Origin of the sequence: Sphingobium psychrophilum (assembly GCF_012927105.1) — a bacterium.
GTDB classification, from domain to species: Bacteria; Pseudomonadota; Alphaproteobacteria; order Sphingomonadales; family Sphingomonadaceae; genus Sphingobium; species Sphingobium psychrophilum.
In genome coordinates, this window is the sequence record NZ_JABBFV010000005.1 from 145,886 (window position 1) to 154,959 (window position 9,074).

At 62.4% G+C, this 9,074-nt stretch carries 9 protein-coding genes; 6 read left to right on the plus strand and 3 right to left on the minus strand.

Translation table 11 applies throughout. The features are described from left to right. Positions 1–140 precede the first annotated feature (140 nt). Both HHL08_RS09035 and HHL08_RS09040 read right to left on the minus strand, forming a co-directional pair. Positions 141–395 (minus strand): hypothetical protein, encoded by a 255-nt coding sequence (locus tag HHL08_RS09035; RefSeq protein WP_148564712.1) that lies wholly within the window; start codon positions 393–395, stop codon positions 141–143. Positions 396–691: 296 nt separating this feature from the next. Continuing rightward, positions 692–1,345, minus strand: coding sequence for a BON domain-containing protein (locus tag HHL08_RS09040; RefSeq protein WP_053085635.1), 654 nt, complete (start codon positions 1,343–1,345; stop codon positions 692–694). Between the two features lie 363 nt (positions 1,346–1,708). On the opposite strand from HHL08_RS09040, the gene HHL08_RS09045 reads away from it, so the two are divergent. The 3 genes from HHL08_RS09045 to HHL08_RS09055 are packed head-to-tail and all read left to right on the plus strand — an operon-like array spanning position 1,709 to position 4,075. Then, positions 1,709–1,948: a hypothetical protein gene (locus tag HHL08_RS09045; protein ID WP_048576346.1), complete on the plus strand. Its 240-nt coding sequence runs from the start codon at positions 1,709–1,711 to the stop codon at positions 1,946–1,948. A 56-nt stretch (positions 1,949–2,004) separates the two neighbouring features. Next, the gene (locus HHL08_RS09050; protein WP_169572486.1) at positions 2,005–2,517 is read left to right on the plus strand and encodes an Hsp20/alpha crystallin family protein; all 513 of its coding nucleotides are present in this window, start codon (positions 2,005–2,007) and stop codon (positions 2,515–2,517) included. Between the two features lie 4 nt (positions 2,518–2,521). Next, on the plus strand, positions 2,522–4,075 hold the full coding sequence (locus tag HHL08_RS09055; RefSeq protein ID WP_048576347.1) for a bifunctional aminoglycoside phosphotransferase/ATP-binding protein: 1,554 nt from the start codon (positions 2,522–2,524) through the stop codon (positions 4,073–4,075). A 58-nt stretch (positions 4,076–4,133) separates the two neighbouring features. Here the strand turns inward: HHL08_RS09055 and HHL08_RS09060 are convergent, their stop codons facing one another. Further along, positions 4,134–5,093: a L,D-transpeptidase gene (locus tag HHL08_RS09060; RefSeq protein ID WP_235954999.1), complete on the minus strand. Its 960-nt coding sequence runs from the start codon at positions 5,091–5,093 to the stop codon at positions 4,134–4,136. Between the two features lie 301 nt (positions 5,094–5,394). Between HHL08_RS09060 and HHL08_RS09065 the strand changes: the two genes are divergently transcribed. The 3 genes from HHL08_RS09065 to HHL08_RS09075 all read left to right on the plus strand — a co-directional run bounded on the left by HHL08_RS09065 (position 5,395) and on the right by HHL08_RS09075 (position 9,074). Next, a complete protein-coding gene (locus HHL08_RS09065) occupies positions 5,395–6,207 on the plus strand; it encodes a universal stress protein (RefSeq protein ID WP_328804619.1) in 813 nt (270 codons plus the stop codon). Positions 6,208–6,438: 231 nt separating this feature from the next. Next, positions 6,439–7,662, plus strand: a complete 1,224-nt coding sequence (locus tag HHL08_RS09070; RefSeq protein WP_169572489.1) for an SAM-dependent methyltransferase — start codon at positions 6,439–6,441, stop codon at positions 7,660–7,662. A gap of 398 nt (positions 7,663–8,060) precedes the next feature. Then, on the plus strand, positions 8,061–9,074 hold the full coding sequence (locus HHL08_RS09075) for a universal stress protein (protein ID WP_169572491.1): 1,014 nt from the start codon (positions 8,061–8,063) through the stop codon (positions 9,072–9,074).

Here is a 9,074-nt window from a genome sequence, read left to right on the forward strand (position 1 = left end):
TCCCTGATGAAGCGGTCCATCCAAACACGCCGAAACCTGCCCGACGGCGCCAACCGTTTGCGGATTGGTATAATCATGCTGTGCGGCGTGGTTGCGAGCCAGATCATGGTGTCGATGGCGACTGGGGCTGACCCCCTACCTCATTTGTCGGCGGTCTTCAGCACACGGCAAGTCCATCCCCAAATCGATGCGCGGGCATCCACGATCATGGCGCATTCCCGGTAATAGAACTCCCAGACCGAATAGCCAGTCAGCGGCTCTAATCGCTGTCGAAATTTCGGCGCGTGATGCCCAAGGAGCTTCTCGCTTGATTGTCCGCAGTCCTGGTGGCGCGCGCTCGGAGTGGCTACTTCTGGCCTGTGGATCTTGGCCAGTTCCACGCCGGTTTTGTTCATACCGTCTGAGGCGAGCCGTTGGTATCGATAGCCACGCGGGCGTCCTCGACGGCGGGCACCTCAAGGTCTAGCCCACATGCGTCGATCGCCGGGTAGGCGACATAGAAATCGAATGCCAACCCACAGATAATGTCACCGGGTCGATGTGCTCGCCGGCCGGGCTTCCTGCATAAAATGCGAAGAGGAAGGATCGCCAGGAACGGACAGGCGCGGACTTCACGTTCATCTTGAGCGATTATCGAAGCTGGCCGCCGGGATGTCCCGACGGCCGTCTGCTCGTGTGCTCGCTGCGAAGGTCAGAAAGCGACGATGATATTGTCGTCGACCGTGGTGACGCCGGGAGCGGCCCAAGCCGCACGCTCGGCGATCTGGCGCTCGTTCCACGCCTTGACCTTGCCGCCCAGCGTCACCTTGCCGCCATCGGTGAACACCGTCACCGATGCCGCATCGAGATCGGCATTGCGCTTGAACGCCGCCATGATCCGGTCCTTGATATCGCCCGACGTCGGCAGCTTGCGCACCTCGATCAGATTGCCGACGCCGACGACGCCGTTGACCTTGCCGACGACCTTCCGGGCCTCGTCGCTCTGGTAGTGCCAGTCGACCGTCCCGCTCAGCGTCACCCAGCCATGCTCGACCTTCACCGCGATCTTGTCGTCGGGGATCGAGACGTTCCAGGCGAACATGTCGAGGATGCGCTTGGCGATTTCATGATCGGCCGTCTTCGGATCGGAGGCGAAGCGCACCTTGATCTCCTCGGCGAGCGCCTTCACGCCAGCCACGCGCCGTGCCGCCTTTTCCGCCGCCAGCTTCTCGGCATAGCTCTTCACGAAACCCGACAGCGTCACCACGCCGTCGGTCACGGCCACCCCGATATCCGCATGATCGACGCTCGGCTCCCACTCCAGCTCCGCCATCACGTCACGCTGCAATTGACTGTCGCTCTTCATCTCAGCTCTCCTTGGCTCGCAAAATAACCGTCCCAGGTGGGTCGGCAGCTCATCGACGGCCATAAGCCGGGGACCATCGGCAAGTTCATCGCAGGGTCGCCAATGGATTGACCGCGCATCGGGGAATCCCTGCAACGTCCCTTGTCTGTTGCCTGGCGCTGCCACAGAATCCGTATTGTCCCGGAGGGACCAGGGTATGCCATCATCCCTGCAGGCCGGGGCTCGACTCCTTGGCCAAGCGACAAATTTCAGCCGAGTGCGGCCGCAGGACGGCGCCCGAAGATGGTCGGCTAGGTAAACTCCCCAATATAGGCGCCGATGGACCGCCTTTATCCTCAATAAGACTCGGCGAAGGAGGTCATCATGAGTGACAAGAGCACCATCCGGGCGAGCTGGCCGTCCGGTGGTCCAGACGCAGCAGCGGCGATGCTTGCCGCCCAACGCCTGTGGCAGTTGCCGCTGACGCTCTACACGAGTTGGTGGAATGTGGGCGTGGAGACACTTTGGCCACATATGCCGCATCCGCACCATCACGACGAGCATGACCAGCTCGTGGTTCCCGAACCGATCGAGGCTGAAAGCGAACATGCCCTGTTCGCCTGACGAAAGGTCTTTCCCTCGTCACGGGATCGACCATCTTTAACCTTAGGAGAAGCAAGATGAACGGTGTGACCAATGTTCCAGTGACCAAAACGCGTCCGGCGTCATCGTTGCGCGATCTCGCAACCCAGATCAGCGAGCCGGTCGGCTGGCTGCGATCGGAGATCGACCGCCTGTTCGACGATTTCGGCAGCTCCAGCCGCAGCCTTTTCCACTTCGCTCCGCGCGGCGCCGTGACAATCGTGCCGGCGCTTGAGCTGGTCGATGACGAGAAGGCCTATCGTCTTACCGCGGAGCTTCCCGGGCTCGATGAAAAGGATGTGGAGATCAACGTCGCCGATGGCGTGCTCAGCATCTCGGGCGAAAAGAAGGAAGAGGAAGAGCGCAAGGAGAAGGGCTTCCTGCTCAACGAGCGCCGCTATGGTTCCTTCCGGCGCCAGATTTCGCTTCCCGCCGATGTCGATGCCGAGGGTATCAAGGCGCAGTTCAAGGACGGAGTCCTGACAGTGACGCTGGCCAAGGACGAGAATGTGGCGGCACGCACGCGCAAGATCGCGATCGAGAAGGTCTGAGCCAATGGCGACGACATCGCCTGGCCCCGGCACGCCGGACGACCAAGCCGATGTCGTCGCCTTCCTCGACCAGGGTCACGCCTTCGAGCGAACGCGCCCCACGCGCATCGATACCCACTGCGCCAGTATTTTCCTTGTCGGCGACCGCGCCTGGAAGCTCAAGCGCGCGGTCCGGTTCGGCTATCTTGATTTCTCGACCTTCGACAAGCGCCATGCCGCGCTCGAGGCGGAGCTTCGCCTCAACCGCCGAACCGCGCCCGATCTATATCTCGCGCTTCATCCGATCACGCGGGAAGCCGGCGGTCGACTGGCGATCGACGGCGCCGGTGACGTGGTCGACTGGCTGCTCGAGATGCGACGCTTCCCCGATGATGCGCTGCTCATCCATATCGCCGATCACGGCCAGCTCGATGAGCGCCTGCTGATGCGGCTGGCGGACCACATAGGCGCTTTTCACTCGGCAGCGGAGGCTGATCGGGCTCACGCGGGTGCGATATCGTTCCGCCGCGTCATAGACGGCAATATTGCCAGCATGGGGGCCTTTCCCGATATCCTCGACCCGGACAAGGCGAAGCATCTCGGCGACAGCCTGCTCCAGATGACCGATGATATGGCACCGCTGCTCGGTGCCCGAGCGCGGGAAGGCCGGGTTAGACATGGTCATGGCGATCTCCATCTCGCCAACATCGCGCTGATCGACGGCGAGCCGACCTTGTTCGACTGCCTGGAATTCAGCGTCGAACTGGCCACGATCGATGTCCTCTACGATCTCGCCTTTCTCCTGATGGATCTCTGGCATCGCAACCTCCGCACCGAGGCGAACATCGTCTTCAACCGCTATCTCGATCTGTCGCCGGCGGATGAGAGCGGGATCGGGCTGCTGCCCTTGTTCCTGTCGGTTCGCGCCGCGATCCGCGCGCATGTGCTGGCAGCGCAGAGCCTGCGTGCTCCTGAAGACAGGGCGCTCGCGCAGAATGCGCGATCCTATCTCGAACTTGCGCTCGCCATGCTGGTGCCCGCTCCCCCGCGGCTGGTAGCGATCGGCGGACTCTCGGGAACCGGCAAGTCCAGTCTCGCACGTCGGCTCGGCGGCGCGATCGGACGCGCGCCCGGTGCCAGGATCCTTCGGAACGATGTACTGCGCAAGCGCCTCGCGGGGCTGTCTCCCGAGGCAAGGCTTCCCCGCGGCAGCTATTCGGCGCAGGCCGCCGCCCGGGTCTATGAGACAACTGACAGGATGGCCGCATCGGCGCTTGCGCTCGGTCAATCCGTCGTGGCCGATGCGGTGTTCGCGCAGCGTGTCGAGCGCGAGAGGATCGAGGCGGTCGGGCGGCAGTCGGGTGTTCCCTTCGATGGTCTCTGGTTAGAAGCGGCGGCAACCGCGCGGCTCAGCCGGGTCGGGACGCGCGGCGCCGACGCGTCGGATGCCGATGTTGCAGTCGCGCAGGCCCAATCCCAGCTGGAAATCGGCGATCTCGGCTCGTGGCATAGGGTCCATGCGGACGGATCGCTGGACGAGGTGGCTGCGGTGGCGTGCGCCAAACTGGGACTCTGCTGACGGAAACGCCTCACCTCATGCCGGTAGGCATGTTGGCCGCAGCCTTTGTCCGCGCCCGCTATTCGTCTTCGCCGGTTATAACTGTGAGCCGCCGGCCGGTTTCACTCCTTGCGAGACTGTCGTTGGTAACCAGCACCGTTGCGCCCTCGGTCAGGATCGCTGCGACGGAACGCCGGAATTCCTCGGCGACGCGCAATCGGTTCCGATCCTCGGATGGCGCCGTCTGCTGCGCCGGCGATGCCTCGCCGGACAACGGGATGTGCAGCCAGTGAAACCCGGTTTCATCGATAGCGCGCAGCGTATAAGCCGTCGTTCGGTCGACGGCGGTGTCGGGTGCTATGGGTGCGGATCCGATCTGGCGGCCGTTGCGGAGCACGATCATTCGTCGATCCGCGGTGCTGATCACGATGGATACAGATCCCGAGGGTGACAGTTCGGGACGCCATGTGAACGGCCCGGAAGGTGGAGCGTCGTCGATGTCGGAGGCGGTCGGCCGCATGGGATCGGGTACCGGCGCGACACGCGGCACTGCCGCCTCTTTCGTGATGACGACGGTCAAGCCGAGGCGGGTGACGCCATAGAGAAGCCTGGCGAAGCCCGGCGGCAGGCGGATGCAGCCATGCGACGCGGGATAGCCAGGTAGATTGCCGCCGTGCAGAGCTACGCCGCCCCAGGTCAGGCGCTGCATATAGGGCATCGGCGCATCGTCGTAGAGGTTGGACTTGTGGTCGACATGCTTTTGCAGGATCGTGAACAGCCCCGTTGGTGTCTCATGTCCGGGCTTTCCAGTCGAGACCGTGGAGACGCCGATCGGTACGCCGTTTCGGTAGGTGACGGCCCGCTGGTTGGCGAGGCTGATGATGATCAGCACGGGGCCGGCGGGAGCAATATCAGGCGCCCAGATATATTCCCCCGGCTTTAGCCGCTCGACCGTCTCAAGGACCGAACTCGTATCCAGCGTCGGTTGCTGCGCGGACAGCGGCACGGACAGCATGCCAAGGAGCAATGCCGACATCATGGCCATCCCTATGCTGCGACCCAAACGCGTCGAGGTTCGCGAAATCGGATATATCGCCAAGCTCAAACACGGCATGGCTCGCGTAGCAGAAGCATACGTGCCGGCCGAACGCATCTCATTTGATCCTCGATAATCTGTCATGTCGATCCTGCGGACAACGATCCGTATCTGGACCCGTCGCACGCGAGAATGATGTGATCGGCACCGTCCTGGGATTGGTATTATCCCCTAGTTATCCGCGCCGCCCTAACCTCTAGCGTGCGATTTCAAACGGGATCGTAGCGAAAACGAGGAGGGCGTGGTGAAATCGATACTTCTGCATATCCATGACGATCACGGACAGGCGGAGCGGCTTGCCGTGGCGCTGGACCTTGCGCGCACCCACCAGTCACATATCACCTGCGTCCAGGTCACTCCGTTCAACAGCTATGTCGTCGGCGACCCCTTCGGCGGCCTTTATGCCTCGTCACAGCTGCTTGAGGCCCTTCAGGCGCGCGACGATGAGGAGCGAGAACGCATCGAGCAGCGACTGAAAAGCGAGGATATCTCCTGGGATTGGGAGCATGCCGATGGCAATGCCGCCGATGCGCTGGTGAGCCGCGGGCGCCTGGCCGACGTCCTCATCCTGAGCCGCCAGAACAAGGGGCAGGATGACACGCCGGAGCCTCTGCCGATCGTCGCCGACGTGGCCATACACGCGCGCGCACCGGTGCTGGTCGTGCCCCCGGGCACGACCAGCTTCAACGCCAACGGGCCGGTCGTCATAGCCTGGAACGGATCGATCGAAGCCGCGCACAGCCTGCGCCTGACGCTTTCCTTCTTGCGGCTGGCGAGCGAAGTCCACATTGTCACCATATCGAGCGATACCAGCGAATTTCCACCGATGGACGCAAGCCGATACCTCGCCCGGCATGGTATAGCTTCTCAGCTGCACGAATGGCCCCAAGAGGGGCGCACTATCGCGCAGACGCTCTTGAACGCAGCGCGAGAACTGGCCGCATCTTCCCTCGTGATGGGAGCCTACGGACACTCCCGGCTGCGTGAGACGGTGCTCGGCGGGGTGACCCGCGATCTCCTGTCCGACACATCCGTTCCGCTGCTGCTGGCGCACTAGCATTCGCGCGCAAGGCGCCACGAGAATATACGGTAGCGCGGATCTGCGCGACAGGAACTCTGCGGGAATACCATAATCTAAGTACAGCTACGGAATGTTACGCAAGCGTGCGCGCGGCATACGGACCCGGGAATCGTCGCCGGCCAGCGTTGTTGACACGCAATAGAGGAAGCCCGCTTTCGCAGGTTGAGCCGTCGATCGTCCGTAAGCCCTTCCGTCAGGACTATCCGAATGCGGCTATTGGACAAATTGCTTTTACGCCTCATCAGGACTGGTGAGCTCATCCTGTTCGAGGCGGACGGCACGCGCCATGACTATGGATCTCCGCAAGAAGGGCGCGCGCCGGTGACGATCCGGTTCACCGATCGCGGCGTGCCGCGTGCTATCGCCAGAAATCCGCGTCTGGGGGCAGCCGAGACCTGGATGGATGGCAGGCTCCTTGTGGACGGTGATGACATTCTCGGCCTCGTGGACCTCATCCAGTCCAACACAGCCTGGGAGAAGGAGGAAGGCGACGCGTTGCGCGGCAACCTCTTTATGAGCGTCGCCCATTCGCTGATTTCCCGGCTGGACCGGCTCAACTGGAAGCGGCGCTCGAAACGCAACGTTGCACATCATTATGATCTCGACGGCCGCCTCTACGATGTCTTCCTCGATTCCGACCGCCAGTATAGCTGCGGCTACTTCACCGACGTGACCACGAGCCTCGAACAGGCGCAGACGGACAAGAAAGCGCATATCGCCGCCAAGCTTCATCTCAGACCAGGCCAGCAGGTGCTCGATATTGGATGCGGCTGGGGCGGCATGGCACTGTACCTCAATCGCGTGGCAGATGTCGACGTGCTGGGGATCACGCTCAGCGAGGAACAACTCGGGGTCGCCCGCCGTCGCGCCGACGAGGCCGGCGCGGCCGACCGTGTGAAGTTCGAACTGGTCGATTATCGTGACGTAACAGGGACATTCGATCGCATCGTCTCCGTTGGCATGTTCGAGCATGTCGGGCCGCCTTATTATCGGCGTTTCTTCGAGAAATGCCGGTCGCTGCTGGCGGAGGACGGCGTGATGCTGCTGCACACCATAGGCCGCATGGGCAAGCCGGGTAGCACCGATCCCTTCACCACCAAATATATCTTCCCCGGAGGCTATATTCCCGCGTTGTCGGAGATCGTCGGCTCGAGTGAAATCGTAAAGCTGATCGTCGCCGACGTGGAGACGTTGCGGCTCCATTACGCTTATACGTTGGAGCACTGGTATCATCGAACGGTCGCGGCAAAGGAGCGGATCGAAGCGCTATATGATACCCGCTTCTACCACATGTGGACGTTCTACTTGGCCGGCGCGCTGGCGGCTTTCCGGCATGGAGAATTATGCAACTATCAAATACAATATATTCGTCGTCGCAACGCACTTCCGATTGTTCGCGACTATATGAGGGCCCTTCCGGAGAGAAAATGAGGCTTTCCCATTCGGCGCACGGCTTCAACCCGGCAAGATATTGAAAGCGCAACGAGCGCGGATTGGTTCAGGGACCGCTAGTGTTTCAACCATTCAGCACCCGTGCAGTCAGCGGTACGTGAAGTCCCCGCGAGCATTTATCCCCGCTGCTTCGGTAACGGTCCTTGCCGCGACAACCGCGCAGACCGGTCAGACGACGCCTCTGCGCTACCGATTCAGATAACCTCCGTAGATACCCGTATTTCGGGTATCTCCCGGATGGGTCACCGTGGCCAGCATAGGAAATCGCGGCGTCGCAACGGGCCAGAAGATTGTGCTCGAACCCCCGGTGCAGGGCGTGGTGCCGCCAGTAACGACGCGCGCGGGAGTAAGCTGCCAAGACAACAGGAGGCCGGAATATGTCGACATCGAACGCACTCTTCCCAGTCCGCGCCGACACGCAAGCGGGAACCTGTCACGTCGTCGCGTGCCTCGATCGATCCGAGCACGCGGCCGGCGTCGTTTCCCATGCATTTGCGATCGCCCAGGCGCTCGAGGTTCCGGTAACGCTGCTGCAGGTGCTGGAAGGCCAGCCGGGAAGGGAGATGCGTCCTGACCCGATCGAATGGGACTTGCGTCGGCACGAAGCAAGGCGTCTCCTTGGAGGGCTGGCGGCGGCACCCAAGCCGTCGACCAAGATTGCAGAGGTCAAACTTGCAGAGGGTGCAACTGCCGAGGAAATCTGCCGATTCACCTGCGGACAGCCCGATTGCCTTCTCGTACTTGGCACCCAGGGCGAGAATGGCGCAAGCCAGAAAGGCATTGGCGGCACGGCCCATAATGTTCTCGATCGGGCGCCCGGTTCGATCCTGCTGGTCCCGATCGCGGCCTCCGCCGCGCCGGCGCCGAGCTATCGGCGCATCCTTGTGCCCGTGGATGGATCGACCTGGGCCGAAAGCGTTATCCCGCTTGCGGCACGGCTTGCCAAATCGGCGCAAGCGGAACTGATCCTCGCGCACGTCGTCCCGACGCCGGAACTCACCGAAACCAGGCCCCTCGAGCCGCGCGATCTCGAACTCCAACGGCATGTTGTCGAACGAAATGAAGCGACGGCGCGCGCCTATCTCGACCATGTTCGGACATATGTAGCGGCCATGGGGCTGACAGTTCGGGCGATCTCGATGCGCAGCGAGGATGTTCGCGCTGCTCTGGCCGGGTTGATCCGCGCCGAAGCGGCCGACCTCGTCGTGCTGTCGGCGCGCGGCCATGGCGGCCGCCATCACATGGACGTTCCCTATGGCAGCGTCGCCGCCTACCTCATGACCCATTCGCCGGCGCCGATGCTGATCGTTCGTCCATCCGTGACTTCAGTGGAGCCGATGGTGCTGACGAAAGTCCAGAATGCGCGCCTCCCGGCCGTAGGTCCGGTCTGA